The sequence below is a fragment of the Mesorhizobium sp. XAP4 genome (genome assembly GCF_029269325.1).
In the GTDB taxonomy this organism is placed as follows: domain Bacteria; phylum Pseudomonadota; class Alphaproteobacteria; order Rhizobiales; family Rhizobiaceae; genus Mesorhizobium; species Mesorhizobium ciceri.
In genome coordinates this window covers 847,911-861,380 of record NZ_JARIXW010000003.1, presented here as the reverse complement: position 1 = coordinate 861,380, position 13,470 = coordinate 847,911, and the positions used below count along the sequence as shown (strand labels likewise).

At 63.0% G+C, this 13,470-nt stretch carries 21 protein-coding genes; 8 read left to right on the top strand and 13 right to left on the bottom strand.

Annotation, left to right across the window (positions count from 1 at the left end):
- Both P3C39_RS17690 and P3C39_RS17685 read left to right on the top strand, forming a co-directional pair.
- Window positions 1-764, top strand: a 764-nt coding sequence (locus P3C39_RS17690; RefSeq protein ID WP_275953532.1) for a TCP-1/cpn60 chaperonin family protein, incomplete at its 5' end; no start/stop codon positions are given.
- Between the two features lie 196 nt (window positions 765-960).
- The gene (locus P3C39_RS17685; protein WP_275953533.1) at window positions 961-1,362 is read left to right on the top strand and encodes a type II toxin-antitoxin system HicB family antitoxin; all 402 of its coding nucleotides are present in this window, start codon (window positions 961-963) and stop codon (window positions 1,360-1,362) included.
- A gap of 87 nt (window positions 1,363-1,449) precedes the next feature.
- On the opposite strand, the gene P3C39_RS17680 is transcribed toward P3C39_RS17685, so the two are convergent.
- On the bottom strand, window positions 1,450-2,085 hold the full coding sequence (locus P3C39_RS17680; protein WP_275953534.1) for a TetR/AcrR family transcriptional regulator: 636 nt from the start codon (window positions 2,083-2,085) through the stop codon (window positions 1,450-1,452).
- Window positions 2,086-2,187: 102 nt separating this feature from the next.
- On the opposite strand from P3C39_RS17680, the gene P3C39_RS17675 reads away from it, so the two are divergent.
- The 3 genes from P3C39_RS17675 to P3C39_RS17665 are packed head-to-tail and all read left to right on the top strand — an operon-like array spanning window position 2,188 to window position 4,079.
- Entirely contained in the window at window positions 2,188-3,195 is a 1,008-nt protein-coding gene (locus tag P3C39_RS17675) for an NAD(P)-dependent alcohol dehydrogenase (RefSeq protein ID WP_275953535.1), read from the top strand.
- 34 nt (window positions 3,196-3,229) lie between these two features.
- Window positions 3,230-3,676: an OsmC family protein gene (locus P3C39_RS17670; protein WP_275953536.1), complete on the top strand. Its 447-nt coding sequence runs from the start codon at window positions 3,230-3,232 to the stop codon at window positions 3,674-3,676.
- A gap of 16 nt (window positions 3,677-3,692) precedes the next feature.
- Window positions 3,693-4,079, top strand: a complete 387-nt coding sequence (locus P3C39_RS17665) for a nuclear transport factor 2 family protein (RefSeq protein WP_063171832.1) — start codon at window positions 3,693-3,695, stop codon at window positions 4,077-4,079.
- A 95-nt stretch (window positions 4,080-4,174) separates the two neighbouring features.
- On the opposite strand, the gene P3C39_RS17660 is transcribed toward P3C39_RS17665, so the two are convergent.
- The 8 genes from P3C39_RS17660 to P3C39_RS17625 form a co-directional block, all read right to left on the bottom strand.
- Window positions 4,175-4,786, bottom strand: a complete 612-nt coding sequence (locus tag P3C39_RS17660; protein ID WP_013532395.1) for a LysE family translocator — start codon at window positions 4,784-4,786, stop codon at window positions 4,175-4,177.
- A gap of 81 nt (window positions 4,787-4,867) precedes the next feature.
- Window positions 4,868-5,188, bottom strand: coding sequence for a YkgJ family cysteine cluster protein (locus P3C39_RS17655; RefSeq protein ID WP_164754392.1), 321 nt, complete (start codon window positions 5,186-5,188; stop codon window positions 4,868-4,870).
- A gap of 55 nt (window positions 5,189-5,243) precedes the next feature.
- The gene (locus P3C39_RS17650) at window positions 5,244-5,411 is read right to left on the bottom strand and encodes a hypothetical protein (protein ID WP_013532397.1); all 168 of its coding nucleotides are present in this window, start codon (window positions 5,409-5,411) and stop codon (window positions 5,244-5,246) included.
- 1 nt (window position 5,412) lies between these two features.
- The gene (locus P3C39_RS17645) at window positions 5,413-5,820 is read right to left on the bottom strand and encodes a hypothetical protein (protein WP_013532398.1); all 408 of its coding nucleotides are present in this window, start codon (window positions 5,818-5,820) and stop codon (window positions 5,413-5,415) included.
- Complete coding sequence (locus tag P3C39_RS17640) at window positions 5,820-6,047, bottom strand: hypothetical protein (RefSeq protein WP_013532399.1); 228 nt, start codon at window positions 6,045-6,047, stop codon at window positions 5,820-5,822. The genes P3C39_RS17645 and P3C39_RS17640 overlap by 1 nt, the downstream gene beginning before the upstream one ends.
- 359 nt (window positions 6,048-6,406) lie before the next feature.
- A complete protein-coding gene (locus tag P3C39_RS17635; RefSeq protein WP_010915421.1) occupies window positions 6,407-6,616 on the bottom strand; it encodes a cold-shock protein in 210 nt (69 codons plus the stop codon).
- 86 nt (window positions 6,617-6,702) lie between these two features.
- The gene (locus tag P3C39_RS17630) at window positions 6,703-6,909 is read right to left on the bottom strand and encodes a hypothetical protein (RefSeq protein ID WP_275953538.1); all 207 of its coding nucleotides are present in this window, start codon (window positions 6,907-6,909) and stop codon (window positions 6,703-6,705) included.
- A gap of 133 nt (window positions 6,910-7,042) precedes the next feature.
- Window positions 7,043-7,696: a glutathione S-transferase family protein gene (locus P3C39_RS17625; protein ID WP_064994375.1), complete on the bottom strand. Its 654-nt coding sequence runs from the start codon at window positions 7,694-7,696 to the stop codon at window positions 7,043-7,045.
- A gap of 197 nt (window positions 7,697-7,893) precedes the next feature.
- Here P3C39_RS17625 and P3C39_RS17620 point away from each other — a divergent pair, with 197 nt between their 5' ends.
- Window positions 7,894-8,073, top strand: a complete 180-nt coding sequence (locus tag P3C39_RS17620) for a CsbD family protein (protein WP_024505721.1) — start codon at window positions 7,894-7,896, stop codon at window positions 8,071-8,073.
- Between the two features lie 57 nt (window positions 8,074-8,130).
- Here the strand turns inward: P3C39_RS17620 and P3C39_RS17615 are convergent, their stop codons facing one another.
- The gene (locus tag P3C39_RS17615) at window positions 8,131-9,261 is read right to left on the bottom strand and encodes a metallophosphoesterase (protein ID WP_275953898.1); all 1,131 of its coding nucleotides are present in this window, start codon (window positions 9,259-9,261) and stop codon (window positions 8,131-8,133) included.
- Window positions 9,262-9,371: 110 nt separating this feature from the next.
- On the opposite strand from P3C39_RS17615, the gene P3C39_RS17610 reads away from it, so the two are divergent.
- A complete protein-coding gene (locus tag P3C39_RS17610) occupies window positions 9,372-9,965 on the top strand; it encodes a hypothetical protein (protein WP_024505719.1) in 594 nt (197 codons plus the stop codon).
- 20 nt (window positions 9,966-9,985) lie between these two features.
- On the opposite strand, the gene P3C39_RS17605 is transcribed toward P3C39_RS17610, so the two are convergent.
- Window positions 9,986-10,612, bottom strand: a complete 627-nt coding sequence (locus tag P3C39_RS17605) for a TetR/AcrR family transcriptional regulator (protein WP_275953539.1) — start codon at window positions 10,610-10,612, stop codon at window positions 9,986-9,988.
- Between the two features lie 149 nt (window positions 10,613-10,761).
- On the opposite strand from P3C39_RS17605, the gene P3C39_RS17600 reads away from it, so the two are divergent.
- Window positions 10,762-11,547 carry an NIPSNAP family protein gene (locus tag P3C39_RS17600; protein WP_275953540.1) on the top strand — a complete coding sequence of 262 codons (786 nt, stop codon included), beginning with the start codon at window positions 10,762-10,764 and terminating at the stop codon, window positions 11,545-11,547.
- Between the two features lie 82 nt (window positions 11,548-11,629).
- Here the strand turns inward: P3C39_RS17600 and P3C39_RS17595 are convergent, their stop codons facing one another.
- Together P3C39_RS17595 and choX are read right to left on the bottom strand one after the other, a co-directional pair.
- Window positions 11,630-12,454 carry an alpha/beta hydrolase gene (locus tag P3C39_RS17595; RefSeq protein ID WP_275955447.1) on the bottom strand — a complete coding sequence of 275 codons (825 nt, stop codon included), beginning with the start codon at window positions 12,452-12,454 and terminating at the stop codon, window positions 11,630-11,632.
- A complete protein-coding gene (gene choX / locus P3C39_RS17590) occupies window positions 12,451-13,389 on the bottom strand; it encodes a choline ABC transporter substrate-binding protein (protein WP_275953542.1) in 939 nt (312 codons plus the stop codon). Before choX ends, P3C39_RS17595 begins: the two co-directional genes overlap by 4 nt.
- Between the last annotated feature and the right edge of the window lie 81 nt (window positions 13,390-13,470).

Below are 13,470 nucleotides of genomic sequence, written 5' to 3'. Positions count from 1 at the left end.
GCCAGGTCATCTCGGAAGACCTCGGCATCAAGCTCGAGAACGTCGGCCTCAACATGCTCGGCCGCGCCAAGAAGGTGTCGATCTCCAAGGAGAACACCACCATCGTCGACGGCGCCGGCAAGAAGGCGGAGATCCAGGGCCGCGTTGCCCAGATCAAGCAGCAGATCGAAGAGACCACTTCGGACTACGACAAGGAGAAGCTGCAGGAACGTCTCGCGAAGCTCGCGGGCGGCGTTGCGGTGATCCGCGTCGGCGGTGCGACGGAAGTCGAAGTCAAGGAAAAGAAGGACCGCGTCGATGACGCCCTCAACGCGACCCGCGCGGCCGTCGAAGAAGGCATCGTTGCTGGTGGCGGCGTCGCGCTGCTGCGCGCTTCGGCCAACATCAAGGCCACCGGCGTCAATGCCGACCAGGCCGCCGGCATCAACATCGTTCGTCGTGCGCTGCAGGCTCCGGCCCGCCAGATCGCGGCCAACGCCGGTGCGGAAGCATCGATCGTTGCCGGCAAGATCCTTGAGAACAAGGGCGCGACCTTCGGCTACAACGCCCAGACCGGCGACTATGGCGACATGATCGCCATGGGTATCGTCGATCCGGTCAAGGTTGTCCGCACCGCTCTCCAGGACGCGGCCTCGGTCGCCGGCCTGCTCGTCACCACCGAAGCCATGATCGCGGAGGCTCCGAAGAAGGAGTCGGCTGGCGGCGGCATGCCTGGCGGCATGGGCGGCGGCGGCATGGGCGGCATGGGCGGCATGGATTTCTAATCCAGCCAACCTGGCTAAGCTTACGGAAAGGGCGGCAGCGATGCCGCCCTTTTTCGTTCTTTTAGGACGCGTCAGAACGGGTGTTGGCTGTCGTCTACAGGTCGCGTTACAATTCCACATCCGCGTAAGGGATATACCGACAGGAACCGTTCGCTTTGTTGAAGCAGGCGGGCCTCCTGAACCAAAAGTGAGAAGCTTGCGTTACATTGCCTTCATCCACAAAGACCCGGACAGCATCTACGGTGTGAGCTTCCCCGACATGCCTGGCTGCATCTCGGCCGGAGTTACGATCGACGAAGCCGTACGCAACGGCGTAGAGGCGCTGTCGGGCCATGTCCGGATGCTGGAAGGGGATGGCGATCCAGTTCCGCCGCCGCGCGACTTCGATGCCATCATGAGCGATCCAGAACTGGCGGAGGATCGCGACGGCGCCATGACGACTGTCATTCCGTTGATCCGTGATCGCGGATCAACGACGCGGATCAACGTATCTTTCGATCTGGGCCTGCTCGAAGCTATCGATGCGACGGCGCGTGAACGTGGACAGACACGCTCGGCCTTCCTTGCTTCAGCTGCTCGCAAAGACATTGTGGATTAGCTGCGCAAAAAGCCCACTGCCTTCGGCTGCATGGCTGGAATACGCTGGGTCTTTGCCGCGTTGACCACATCAGGCGCGGTCGCAACGTTAGGTCCCCGGTGAGGATATCCCGACCGCGGAAATCGCCGCATCGCGATTGCGGCCTGCTCCATCAAGCACCGCGGCTTCGATCAACGCCGCCACCTCATCGGCCACAGCCTGTACCGGGGCGCGGTCGCTTGTGGCGCGGGCGATCACCATCAGCCCTTCCAGTGACGATTCGACCAGCAGTGCCAATGCATGCGCGCGGCGCGCGGGCACCCCTGCCCTGACGAAGGCGTCCCGCAGCAGGCCTATCCACTGTTCGAAGGCCGAGCGGCACAACTCCGCCAGTTCCGGCACGTCGGTGGGCGAGTCCAGCACGACAGGCGCGATCGGACAGCCGAGTGAAAACCGGTTGTCTTCCAGCATGCGCCCCACCGACTGGTAGATATGATGGACGGCCACCGCCGGATCCTTTTCGGCGGCCAGCGCTTCGCCCAGCCTCTCCGTCACGTCGGCAACGCTGGCGCGCGTCACCTCGATGACCAATTGGTCCTTGCCGCCGGGAAAATGAAAATACAGCGAGCCCCGCGGTGCGCCGCTGGCGCTCAATATGTCGTTGAGCGAGGTGCCGTGATAGCCGCGCTGCCTGAGCAGCAGCCCAGTCGTCTCGAGTATGCGGGTGCGGGTGTCGTTGGCCATGTCAACCTCTGTCAGCAGGAATCATTATAGGCCTTGCGCAGAATATGACAATCGGTCTACATAATATGTAGATCAGTCTATATATTCCTGGAGGAGAACGAAATGCGCAACTACCGCCTCGAAGGATCCGGGACCGAATCCCTGGTGATGCGCGAGGCGGCGCAGCCAGAGCCGAAACCGCATGAGATCGTGGTGCGCGTTCGCGCCACATCGCTCAACCGACGCGACACGATGATCCTCAACGGCACCTATCCGCTGCCGCCACGCCAAGGCGTCGTTCCGCTGAGCGACGGGGCCGGGGAAGTGGTCGCCGTCGGCGATGCCGTCACCCGCTTTGCCGTCGGCGACCGTGTCACCGGCAGCTATTTCGCGCGCTGGATCGACGGCCGCATCCATGCCGGGCTCGTCGACCAGCTCGGCTGCACGCTGGACGGCATGCTGGCGGAATATGCGGTTCTCGACGAACAATGGGCGGTGCGGCTGCCCGATCATCTCGACTGGCAAGAGGCCGCAACGCTGACCTGCGCCGGCCTGACCGCCTGGAATGCGGTGACGGGCGCCGGAATTCCGAAGCCCGGCCAATGGGTTCTGATCATCGGCTCGGGCGGCGTCTCGCTCTTTGCATTGCAGTTCGCCAAGCTGCTCGGCTGCCATGTCGCCGCCGTCACCTCGCGCGGCGAGAAAGCCGACAGGCTGCGGGCGCTGGGCGCCGACCTGGTGATTTCGACACCGGATATGCCGCAATGGGGTGCGGCCGTCCGCGACCAGACCGGCGGCATCGATCTCGTCGTCGAGACCGGTGGCCCGGCGACCTTCGCGCAGTCGCTGATCGCCAGCACGCTTTACGGGCACATCGTGCTCTTGACGCTGCAGGATGCGAAAGGCGGATCGATCCAGCTGCCGGCGGCACTCTACCAGCGCAGCCTCGCCACCATCAGCCGCCTGTTCGTCGGCAGCCGGACCAATCTCGAAGCCATGCTGCGCGCCGTCTCGCAGCACCGCCTGCGGCCCGTCATCGACAAGGTCTTCGCCTTCACCGAGGCCGGCGATGCCTACCGCTTTTTCCAGCAGGGCGACGTCTTCGGGAAGGTGATCATCGACGGCGCCTGACCCATCGAGTCCTCAAACCCAAGGGAGAACGACCATGACAATTCGTGAAGCCTCGGCCAAGTGGCAAGGGACGCTGAAGGAAGGTTCGGGCCGGTTGCGGCTCTGCAGCGGCGTCTTCGAAGGCGCCTATTCCTTCCCGTCGCGTTTCGAGAACGGTCCGGGCACCAACCCGGAAGAACTGATCGCCGCGGCGCATGCAGGCTGCTTCTCGATGGCGCTGAGCGCCATGCTGGGCAACGCCAATCATGTCCCGACAAGCATCAGCACCGTCGCCAAGGTGCATCTTGGCGCAACCGCTGCCGGTCCGACGATCACCCGCATCGAACTCGAAACCGAGGCAGAGGTCGCGGGACTTGCCGAAGATGAATTCGAGCGCCTTGCACAGTCCGCCAAGGCGGGCTGCCTCGTCTCGCGGGCCCTTGGCGGCGTGTCTCAGATCACCCTCAAGGCAACGCTCGTCGAAGCCACCAAAGGTCAATGAAGCCAGGAGAAAGAAGATGACACAGGAGCTTGTCATGGACGCAAACGCGTACGGTCTGTCCCAGCAGACGGCCGAGATCATGCGGCGCTACAACGACGTATTCCAGCGCCATGATCCTTCGGCACTCGCCGAGCTGGTGGCCGACGATTGCGTGATCGAGAACACCGTGCCGGCGCCGGACGGCGCCCGCCATGCCGGCAAGGAAGCGTGCGTCGGGCTTTGGACGGCGATCGCGACCCAAGCCGGCACGCGCTTCGATATCGAGGAAACCTTCGTTGCCGGTGACCGGGCAACGATCCGCTGGCGCTATTTCATGACCGACGGCAATTCGCTGCGCGGCGTCAACCTCATGCGTGTGGCCGATGGGCGGATCGTCGAAGCGATGGGCTATGTGAAGGGGTAGCGCGCCCCGAGCAATGCCCCGAAAGCGCATAACCGCTTTTCGCCCGGAATAGCGCAACAAAGGAGAGCGGATCAGCGAGACTGAACCGCTCCCCGCTACCGATCGGCCAGCGCCAGCTTTGCGCCGAGCATGACGAAGGCGCCGGCGAAGGTCCGGCGCATCCAGGTCAACACCATTGGCCGCGAGACGACATGGCTGCGGATCGAGGCTGCGAAGATGCCGTAGCCGACGAAAACCACGAAGGTCAAAAGCATGAAGACGGAACTCAGTTCCAGCATTTTCGACAGCGCATTGGGCTCGGTGGTGCTGACGAACTGCGGCAGGAAGGCGAAGAAGAAGATCGACAGTTTCGGATTGAGCACGTTGACGAGGATACCGGTGGCAATCACCTTGCCGGCCGAGCGCGGCGTCACATCCTGCTCGACGCTGAGGCCGCCCTTTTCCTTCAGCGTGTTCCAGGCCATGTAGAGCAGGTAGGCGACGCCGAGATATTTCAGCGTCTCGAAGGCGAGCGCACTGGTGTGCAGCAGCGCCGCCAGGCCAGTGATGGCGGCGGCCATGTGCGGGATGATGCCGAGCGTGCAGCCGAAGGCGGCGATGACGCTGGCCCGCGCACCGCGCGAGAGGCCGGCGCTCAGCGTGTAGAGAACGCCGGTGCCGGGCGAAGCCACGACAATCAGGGACGTCAACAGAAATTCGATGCTCACGATGGTTCCTCCGGCACCCTACCCGGCCAGGAAGGTACCGGGCTGCGGGTCGGCGCACAAGCGGAGGCGACGGGAGATTGGCTACACCGGTAATCCGAGCGCCTGGCGTGCCATCAGACACTCCTCGTCGCCGGGCATGCAGGCGCGACAGACGTCCGGCCGCACGTCGTAGATGCCGCAAGCGGTCGACTTGCCGATCTCGCCGGAGAGCGCCGAGCAGCGCACGCCCTCGCAACGCATGCCTGACAGGTCGGATGCGACATATTTTTCCGGGATACGGTCGAGCTGTGCGTCATCCTCGGTGGAAAAGCGCGGCCACTCGGCCGAATAGGAACAGCAGGCACCGCAGCTTTGGCAATCGAAGGTGCCCTGTTGCGACGACAAAATGCTTGCGGCGGCCACCAGGGCGGACAGCCCTGGCGCGGCGGGGTTGTGATCGGCGTCTTGCGGCAAGGCGCTATTTCTTCTTGGCCGTCTTGCCCTTCGGCGAATCCGCCGGCGACTTGAACAGGTCGGTCGCCGCCTCGGTGGCATCGCCAGCTTTCGGCGCGGCAACCGGCTTGGCCGGTTTTGCCGCGGCACCCGAGGCTGCCGGCTGATCCTTGGAGGAGAATTTTATGGCCATGTCAGTCCTCGTCGGCGAAGCGCGATGATGGGGCGCGCGGATTGCGCAGGCGGCCGATCAGCGCCGAAACGGCCGTGATGTTCATTTCCTCGGGCGACCAGTTTTTCACCGCCTCGATGTGATGGGCTGCCAGTTCGCGATGCGTGCTGCCGCTGTAGGCGGCGTCCTGATACGTCACCCGCTCATGGGTCTTGGCGTCTTCGCGGACATACTCGATCAGGTAGTTCGGGCATTCGGCGCGGCCGCGCACGCCGACGCGAACCTGGGCATCACCGTGGGCACGCTTGCAGCGTTCGAGCTTTTCCAGCACACGCCGGACGAATTCGACCGGCTTGTCGAGGCCTTCGACCATATCGGCAATGGTTGCGTCGGCGGCGATCGGTGTTGGCGGTACGCGTTTGGTGGCCATCAGCGTCGTCCGGCCCGCTTCGGCAAAGCGGCTAGCGCGGCGGCGGCGGCCATCTCGTCGGCCTCCTTCTCCAGGCGCAATTCGCGCAGACGCGCGGTCTTGGCTTCGCGTGCCTCGCTGACGGCGTCGCGCTCGGAATTGATGCGGTTGAGCGACATCGACTGGGTTTGCGTCTTGCTGAACAGGGACACGGCCTGATCGACGGTTGTCTTTGAACTGGTGGTCAAATCTTTCTCCTGTCAGGAGCCTGTGCCGATGGAGCGAGACCGGGTCTTCGGTCAGGATCACGCACAAAGCAATACGCGCGGCGAATTCAAATTGCTGGAGCGTCCCTTAGCACGTCCAGGCCGGCGCGCAGCGCACTTTCGGCGGCAAGGCGCGGAAAATGAAAAAGGCCAGGCACCGCCTGACCTTCCATGAGAGCGTCGCGCAACCAGATGACATCCAAAAGGATGCACCGCACGGGAACGCCCTGCTTATGCACATGATATGCCGTGGAAACTCAGGTCTCCGCGGCCATGCGCCCGAATTCGCCACTCACCGGTGCCAGTACATCCGTGGTCACCGGGAGAGCAGAATTCGTTTTTCAGGCCGCCTTCAACTGGTCGGCGGACATCTTGCCCGACTTGTTGTCGCGGACCATCTCGTAGCCGAGCTTCTGGCCCTCGACGATGTCACGCATGCCGGCGCGCTCTACGGCCGAGATGTGGACAAAAACGTCGGCCGAGCCGTCGTCAGGCTGAATAAAACCAAAACCTTTGGTGGCGTTGAACCATTTAACTGTGCCGGTGCTCATGACGAACCCTTTCCATGGCAAATATTCGTTCGACGCCATGCGGATGCACAACGTCGTTTGTCCCGATTTTTGATGTGGGAAGTTCGTCAAAGGCGCGCTCGAAAGCGCGGATAACAAAAGTCAGTCAAACAAATATCGACGATTTGCTTGTAGGCTTCTTTTGGCGCGTTGTCAAATTTGCATAAAACCACAGATGCGGATTTCTCCCAAAACACCAGGCCAAACCAGCTGGCATGACGGCAAACCGGGCGCCAAACAGCGCGCTTGCGCCAAGTTGAAAAAATTTCTGGCATCCAGGAACCATCCGCGCAAAGGCGCATTTATGCCTTGTCGTCAGCAGTTCGTGAGAGCAATCGAAAGAACGGTTGATGGCAAAGACGCCCCCCGCACGATAAAAGGTGCGAGGGGCGTTTTCGTTGGATCCGGCTATTCGTCCGGGCCGGGTTCCGGCCACCTCTCCTTGGCCGCCTCGGCATACCAGTGCCGCATCGCCGGCGTTGCCAGCACGGCGTCGAGATAGGCGCGCGTATCCGGCGCCAGCGTGCCGCCATAGGTGTCGAAACGGGTGACGACAGGCGCATACATGGCGTCGGCCGCGGTGAAATGGCCAAACAGGAACGGGCCGCCCCTGCCGTATTTTTCCCGGCACTCGCGCCACAGCGCCTCGATGCGGGCGCGTTGCGCCTCGCCCTCGGCGTCGAGCGGCTTGTGGCCCTTCGGCCGGCGCAAATTCATCGGCCAGCCATAGCGGACCTCGCGAAAGCCGGAATGCATCTCGCTCGCGGCCGAACGCGCCAGCGCGCGGGCGTCGATATCGGCCGGCCAGAGCTTTTTCTCGGGAAACAGGTCGGCGAGATATTCAAGGATAGCAAGGGTTTCCCAGACGATCTTGCCATTGTGACTCAGCACCGGCACCTGACCGGTCGGCGACACTTTCGCCAGATTGGCAAAGGTTTCAGGTGTGCGCAGCCGCACGAAACCTTCCTCGAACGGGATCTCCAGATGCCTCATCGCCAGCCATGGCCGCAACGACCATGAGGAGAAACACTTGTTGCCGATGTAGAGCGTGAATTCAGCCATTTTTCTCCCCGCATGCACGGCCATTCAAATTCCATGGTCGACGCGTGTTCGCAGCCTAGCCCACCAGCCTTGCCCCAGGCGGCGGCCGCGCGACCTGATCTGCCGTCCGGGCGACGCCTGGAACCTAACCGACGCCGGCTCGTTAGCTACCGCAAATGAATTCCTCCGAATTCAGAACCCCAGGAGATGCGCAAAAAATGGTGAACAAGGATCAGGTTGCGGGCGTGGCCAAGCAGGTCAAGGGCTCGGTCAAGGAAGCCGCGGGCAAGGCGACCGGCAACAGGCAGACCCAGGCCGAAGGCACGGGCGACCGGACCGCCGGTAAGGTGCAGAAAGCCTATGGCGACGTCAAGGACAAGGTCAAGAAGGCGCTCTGATCCGACATAGACAAACGCGCTTTGTCGAGGGAAAGGCGGTCGCGAAGGCCGCCTTTTTCAGGTGCTCCAACCCTTGCTGAAAGCATTGGTGAAGACGACCTCGCCGTGATCGCCGGCCGCCTCGCCCAACACCACGTCCATGCCGTCGCTGGTCACCCTGGTCAGCGCGAAACCGCCCATATAGGCAGCCTTCGGCTTGAACAGGTCGATCCCGTCCCTGCGATAGATCAGCGGCGTTTCGTGCTGGTGGCCATGGAAAATGCCGACTACATTGTAGCCCTTCAGCGCCGCCAGCAAGGCCTGCCGGTCGGCCTCGCTCCACCAATGCGGCGCACCACTGCCGTCATCGTCGAAGTGCCGCTTGGCGGCATCCCAACGTTCCACCGAGAAAGTGTCCCAGCCATAATGCTGGAACAGGATGACCGGACGGCCGTCCGCCGCATAGGTCGCCAGATCCTGCTTCAGCCATGGCAGGCTGCTCTCGGCGCCGTGGCCGGTATCGCCGGCGAAACGATGCGTCTGGATCAGATGCAGGCCGCCCCAGTCCCAGGAGTAACAGTCGGTGTCGACATCATAGTCGGTGGCCGGCACCGGCGGCTTGAAGAACACGCCGGCGCGATGGTTGACCTCGACATAGTCGCGCAGTTCGCGCCGATACCAGTCGACATGGTGCGGCGGGCCGTTCTGGTCGAGATCATGGTTGCCGAGCCCGATATAAACCGGCATGTGCACGCGATCGGGACCGACGCCCTGGCTGTAGCGTTGGCTGAACTGGAGCAGTTGGGTGCCCTCGCTCGGCTGCGTGATCTGGCCGCCGCCATCGTCGGTGATGTCGCCGCCGACGACAAGGCCGAGCGGCGTGCCTATCCTGCCGGCCGAACGCAGGCCGGTGGCGACGCCATTGATCTCAGTTGGCCAGTCCTTGTCGCCAAGCGCATTCAGCACCGCCACGTTGCGCAGCAGCGCGGCGTCGGTCTTGCCTTCCTGCAGGCAGTTGGGGCTCAAGCCGCTCGCCATGCGGCAGGCATGGACATCGGCGATGAAGAGGAAGGTGGCGTCGATCGACTGGACGCGTTGCCCGGTCTGGCTGAAGGCCGGGCGCGACAAGGCGCCGGCCGCGGCAAATCCTGCAGCCTGCGCCAGGAAGTTGCGTCGGGAAAGCGATGCAGTCGAACGGCGATTCATCATACGCTGATTCAGCATGGACAGCGGCCGGTCGTCCAGCGCCTCTGCGCCATCATCGACATGACGCCACGGGTCTGGCATGTCTCGCTTGCGCAAGCGGAGGAGGACGAAAAATGAAAGCCGCACCTATCTGCATGATCCTGGCCGCGATGTTGTGCGCGAGCACTGCGCATGCGGCCGGTTGCGTCGACGTCAAGTCCGCCAGGAAGGGTTTCGTTCTGGCGAGACCCGGCATCCAGAGCGAATTTCGGCCCGTGGCTGGCGGGATGATGTCGGTTGTCAACACCTACGAATCGCAATCGCCTCAAACCCAGTATCTGTTCGCCGGCCTGATCGAGGTGTTTCGCGACAGCGACACCGGTCGCCAGGCGATGATCCCGTTTTCCGATCTGCGAAAACTGTTTCCGCTGAAGGCGGGGACAAAGGCCGCGATAGAGTTCGTCGAGTTGTCGCCGAACAAGCCGCCGAAGGGCACCAAGACGCTGAGCCTGGTCGTGAAGGGCAAGGAGACATTCAGCCTGGGCGAGTGCAAATACAATGTCCTGGCGGTCAAGGAGACCTTCAAGAACGGTGCCGGCGAGACGCTGGATTCATTTACCGCCCTCTATGCGCCAGATCTGCAGGCAGCGCTCGCCCGGCGCTACGATGAAGGCACCAGTTCGGAATCCGTCAACGGCTACGAGACGATCAAGCCGCTGGCCGAGTAGCTGAACCAGAGCACGGCGAGTCAAGGGGTTCCCGGCCGTGGCAGTATCCTGTTGCGTCGCCTGGCCGCCAATGCGCCCTGCGATGGCGACGGCGCGCTTCGCTCAAGTCCCGCCAGACAATCCCGCAGCACGCTTGCATCCTGCGCCGTCTTGGCCATCGACATCGCCCCGGAATAGGCGGCGACCGCCAGCGCGGCAAAGCGCTCGGGATCCGTGCCCTCTTCCCTGCCCGCCTGCTGGTCGGCTCGCAGCTTGTCGGAAATCGCCCGCCGCCACCCGGCAAAAATACCGGCAAGGGCAATGCGAAAATCGGGATCGGCAAGCGACAGTTCGTGCGCCAGATTGTTGAGCGGGCAGCCGCGCACGAAACCCTGCTGCTCCAGTTGCGCCGCCACGGCCTCGAACACCGCGCGCACGCCTTCGCGGGCCGACGCCGCCGCCAGCACCGGCGCGATCCATGTCTCTTCGACCGCTGCCGCCACACGCTCGTCGATCACCGCCAGCGCCAGCGCCTTCTTGGTCGGAAAGTGGTGATGCAGCGCGCCGCCGCTGACATCAGCCGCCGCCATCAGGTCGCCGATGCTGGAGGCGTGATAGCCGCGCGTCTGGAACGCGTCCTCGGCGACATCGAGCACTTTCTTGCGCATGCCCTCAGGGTCGTTGATGCGTTTTCCCGGGCGCGGTTTTGGTTGAGCGATCATCTCTGCTGACATTGCCGGACATTAGCATATTGACAAAACAGGACAACCGGTCTGTTTTACAAACAGGACAATCACCCTGTTTTGGAGAATGCCGGATGAACCTGCCCCAGAACGTCGCGACGAAACCCTCGGCGCTCGCCTCGCCTGTCGTCGAGCTGCGGCAATACACGCTGAAACCCGGCCGGCGCGACACGCTCATCGACATCTTCGACAGCAGGCTGATCGAGGGCCAGGAGGCCGCCGGCATGACCATCATCGGCCAGTTCCGGGATCTCGATCGGCCTGACATGTTCGTCTGGATGCGCGGCTTCGACAGCATGGATGCGCGGAAAGATGCTCTTGCCGCTTTCTATGGCGGGCCGGTCTGGGCGGCGCACCGCGATGCGGCCAACGCGACGATGATCGATTCCGACGATGTGCTGCTGCTCAAGCCGGCGTGGCCGGGCGCCGGCTTCGACCTCGCGGGGGCGCAGCGGCCAAACCTGGCCGGCGACGAAAAGCCCATTCGAAACAGGCCGCTGACCGGCATCGTTGTCATCGAGATTCATCATTTGCAGCCCGGCACGGAGGCAGATTTCACCACCCGCTTCGAGATTGAGACGGCGTGCCTGATGACGGCCGACGCACGCCTGCTCGCCGCGTTCGTGACCGAGCCTGCCGAAAACAATTTTCCGCGCCTGCCGGTACGGGCTGACGAAAACGTCTTCATCAGCGTCATGGGTTTTGCCAGCACAGAAGCGCATGCCCGCCACAAGGCCGCGCTTGCCGCCTCGCCGGCATGGCAGGATTTTTGGCGGGCCGCGCAACCCGGCCTGACCAAACCCACGGAGACCTTGCGGCTGTCGCCGACATCGCAATCACTGGTCGGGATCTATTCCTAAAGCGCGTCGACGCGCTTAGGAATAGATCCTTTTTTGTGCATGTCGTTCTCCCAAAACCGGGGCCACTTTTGGGCGACATGCATCAGACTTCAAATGCCTCGACGATGGTCTTGGCGACAAGGGCCGGGTCTTCCCAATGCGGGTTGTGGCCACAGCTCTCGGCCCGGACGAAGACGGCTCCGGCAAGAGCGGATTGCAACGCCTGCTGGTGCGCCTCGCCGAACAGCGGGTCGCAGGCGCCGGCGATGATCAGCGTCCGGGCCTGCACGGCCCGCGCCGCATCGCTCAGATCGGCGCGGCGGATTTCCTCGAGAATCGCGCGCCAGCGCGGCGTCGGCATCGCCGAGGCCTCTTGCGCCAGGCTGGCGATAAAGGCTGGAGGCACGTCGGGACTGCAGGCATGCCACCAGGCGTAGAACGGATCGGCCGGCGATATCGGGTCGCGCAGCGCCTCGACGCCCGCGACCAGCGGATGATCCGGCGCGAAATCGGGCTTTAGCGTGCCGGCCAGCACCACCAGCCCGCCAATCAGCTCCCTGTGTCGCCCTGCCAATGCGATGGCCACCATGGCGCCCAGCGAATGGCCGACGACGAGCGGCCGGTCGAGCCGCAAGCGTAGGATCAGCCCGGCAATATCGTCGGCGAAATCGGCTATGCCGCAGCCTTTGCCGGCCTGCGAGGCGCCGTGGCCGCGCAGATCCGGCATGATCAGACGGCGGCCGGCCAGATAGGGCGCCAGAAGCGAAAAGCTGCGGCTGGTGTCGGTGAAGCCGTGCACCAACAGCAGTGCCGGCTCGGCGCCTGTTATCTCGACATAGGCGATGTCGAGATTGCCGACAGTGACGAACTGCTTGCGGCCGGCCCAGCCGTCCTGGTTCGCGCAGGCATTCAGCACCGCCGCCCTCACAGGCCGAGCTTTTCCTTGACCGCGGCAAGGCCGGGTTGGCCGTCGAAGGTGGTGACACCGGCGAGCCAGGCATCGAGACGGCTCTTGTTGGCCGTGATTGCCTTCAGCGCGCCGTCCTCCGGCTTCATGCCGTCATTGATCAGATAACCCATGCCGACATTCTCGAAATCGATGTCGAAGGCGAGGTTTTTCAAGAACTGTGCGACGTTCGGGCATTGCTGCAGATAGCCCTTGCGCACCTGCGTCGTCACCGTCGCGGCGCCGAAATTCGGGCCGAAGAACTTGTCGCCGCCGGTCAGATATTTGAAGTCGTACATCATGTTCATCGGGTGCGGCGCCCAGCCCTGGAAGACGATGAACTGCTTCTCCTTGATCTCGTAGCCGACCTCGGAAAGCATGCCGGCTTCGCTCGATTCGACCACCTGCCAGCCGTCCAGGCCAAAGGCGGGATCGGCGATAGCGTCCATCATCAACTGGTTTGAACCGGGCTCGATGCCGTACATTTTCTTGCCGAATTTGTCGGCGAATTTGTGCAGGTCGGAAATGTCCTTGACGCCGGCTTCCCAGACATAGGTCGGCACGGCGAATGTGTATTTGGCGCCTACGAGATTGACGCGCACATTCTCGACCGAGCCGTCATTCTTGTAGGGCTCGTAATAGGTGACCATGGCCGGGTCCCAGTAGCCGAGGAACAGGTCGAGGTCCCTGTTTTTCATGCCCTCATAGATGACATTGATGCCGAGCACCTGGCTTTGCGACTGATAGCCGAGCGCCTCCAACAAGACGTTGGCGACCCCTGTGGTGAAGGCAAGGTCGTTCCAGCCGGGTTCGGCCATGCGGACCGTCTTGCACTCTTCGGCCTCGGCCGCCTGGGCCGCATGAGTGGCCAACATGAGGCCGGCAAGGCAGACGCCATTTGCAAGGATGCGCAACATTTCGGTTCTCCTCGTCCGTAAAATTGACCAATTGGTCTTTTTATTGTCCCATGGGTCAATTCTTGATCTGAACGGACGAAG